Here is a 2,487-nt window from a genome sequence, read left to right as displayed (position 1 = left end):
GGCTCCCGCGACAGCGCCGGTCGCGCCAGCGGCGACCGCACCGATGCCGGCCGCACTGCCGCCAGCCACTGAGGCGGACACCGCCGGGGCGACCACCCGCATCAGTGCCGGGAGAACCAGACCCGCAGCAGCCAGCAGCAGCATTGACGACACCGCCTCCATCACCGACGGCGCCTGTGTCCCCGAGGACATCCAGAACGCCGCCAGGTACAGCAGGGTTGCTACCGGCTTGAACAGCAGCGCCGCCACCACGAAACCGATCATCGACTTGAATGCCTGCTTGCCCGTGTTCATCGCAAACGATGCCGCCGCGAGCGGCAGCAGACCTACCACCACCACCAGCAGACCCTCTCGGACCACTAGAGCGACCATCTGCGCCAGCGCTCCCAACAGGGCGAACACCACGAGAATCAGCACCGCCGCCGGACCAAGGCCGGTCTCCTCGTCGATCAGAGCCACCGCATTGATCGCCGCCGCGGGATCCCCGCCCAATCCATCGGTGAGCCACTGAGCCGACACCGCATCCGTGGCCAAATGCAGGGACAAGATCACCACCGGCAGGGCGGCGCCGGCCAGAACGAAGTTGAACACGAGCTGGCCGACGTCCTCGAAACCATCACCCAGGCCGCGATTACGAGCGATCGCCATCCGAGTGCCTGCCACGATCAGCGACACCACGAACAGCAACGCCTGCGCCCACAGGGTCAGATTGAATATCCCCTCGACAGAGGAGGCGAAGTCAGCGCCCGAGAACGGCGACTCCTTGATCCACATCGTCATGATCAGCGCCAACGACTGCGCGTTGCCCTCAAGAAGCGATTTGACGAAATCGCCAATCGGATCGCCCCAGAATCCAGAGGCAATCGCCTCGGCCGCATCGGTTGGATTGAGTGCCGCGCCGACGGTGTTGCAGGCGGCCGACTGAACACCCCGGACCGGGGCCGTGAGCGTCTCTCGCAGTCCGCCGGCATGGGCAGACTCCCTCATCCAATCGTGTGCCCCCGTATCGGAGAGCAGACCGCCGTCAAGGAACCCGCCGCCGACCTCGCCGTCTCGGCACTCCTCGTAGAACGACTGGAACTCGTTCTGATCAGTGTTCTGGGCGGCGGCTGGCGCCGCCACCGCGACCGAGGCCAACACAGCGGCCAGGAGGGCGACTGCCAGCTGCGTGAGGCGTCTCAGATCCACAGCACCCACGACCGATCCAGCTCCTCGAGCGCCGGCAAAGACCGCCCAGAGACGATCTCCCACTGTTCGCCGGTCCAGGCAACAGACACGCGAACGACTGGATGCTCGGTAGCGCTCACGTCGATGGTGTCGACCTGGCCGACTGCGTCCGCCACCGACGGCATCGCCGCATCGACGGTGCAAAACTCGGGAGAGCAGTGGCTGAAGCGGAACCACCGGGGAGCTTGAAAGCCCTCGGCGGCCCGAAGTGCTTGCCCCTGTGCCGCCGTCCCGCGGTTCCGGAGCTCCTCAAGCAACCCGGGCTCCTCCGCGACGAGCTCGGGGGCATAGCGCTGCATGAAGTCGGCGTACACCGGCCCCATCTCCAGGCCCAGGCCGATGTAGTTGGCGGTGAGCAGGGCTGCTCCGCCTGGTGAACGGGCGTAGCCAGTCATGACGTCTTCCTCGACGTCGGTGGGGCCGTCCGAGGTGGACACCATCAAGGTGGTCCCGCTCGGAACGCGCTGCAGTGTCAGGCCTGATGGTGCGGCCACCTGTTCGGTGCCGGCGGGGAAAGATCCAGCCTCTTCGCTCTGCCCTAGGGGTTGTCCTCCGGGGACCTCCACGACCGTGACTTGCCGACCCACGAGGTCACTTACCACTCGCCCCGGCTGGACTGCGGGCGTTGAGACGACAGGCGCCGAGGTCGGCTCCGGTGCAGGCGCCGCTTGGCCGGTTTCTTCGTCCCGTCCGGTCATGGCGATGACCACGACCAACACCACCAGCGACACAACCAGTACTGCAGCGGCGGTGATCCACGTCTTCTTCGTCATTGGTTGTCCTCGTCCCAGGTCGTGAACCCGTCCAGCGTCTGGATCTCGGCGGCGTCGATGTTGTCGGCCTGCGTGGGCAGAACGACCTTCCAGTCCGCCCCGGTCCAGGCGAGCTGCACCGGGTAAGCAGCCAGGAGGGGCTCTGGCTCGTCGGCGGACGGTGGAGTGGAGGTAGCCAGCAACACGATCGCCCGCTCGGGTGAGTAGTCGGTGACCTTGAAGCCGGAGAACGTCGTCGCCACCGCCGGGTCAACTGCTCCGGACACGCTCATCAGCACCCGGGCTTGCGCCCACTGGTCACGCCCCGGGCCGGGAGCCGTCACCGTGCGCACCACCTCGGGCCAGGTGGCATCCGGGGCCGTGGCCAAGGCCGCCTGACCGTTCGCCGCCGCCAGCGCCGCACCCTGCGGCGTGTGGCTGTAGCCCTGGGGCGGGGACGTCCTTGCCGGGCCGTCGGCACGGGAGGTGGGAACCTTGAGCCCTGCGA

General features: G+C 67.3%; 2 protein-coding genes and 1 pseudogene. All 3 read right to left on the bottom strand.

Annotation, left to right across the window (positions count from 1 at the left end):
- Positions 1-1,197 (bottom strand): annotated as a pseudogene (locus tag G6027_RS06105) (hypothetical protein); the annotation flags it as partial.
- Positions 1,179-2,000, bottom strand: a complete 822-nt coding sequence (locus G6027_RS06100) for a hypothetical protein (RefSeq protein WP_182636347.1) — start codon at positions 1,998-2,000, stop codon at positions 1,179-1,181. The pseudogene G6027_RS06105 and the gene G6027_RS06100, both read right to left, overlap by 19 nt.
- The coding region (locus G6027_RS06095) for a hypothetical protein (RefSeq protein ID WP_182636345.1) at positions 1,997-2,487 on the bottom strand (491 nt) is incomplete at its 5' end. The genes G6027_RS06100 and G6027_RS06095, both read right to left, overlap by 4 nt.

The sequence above is a fragment of the Dietzia sp. SLG310A2-38A2 genome, assembly GCF_014145095.1.
Taxonomy (GTDB): domain Bacteria; phylum Actinomycetota; class Actinomycetes; order Mycobacteriales; family Mycobacteriaceae; genus Dietzia.
The sequence above is the reverse complement of the archived record's forward strand: the minus strand, read 5'-3'. Positions and strand labels throughout refer to the sequence as shown.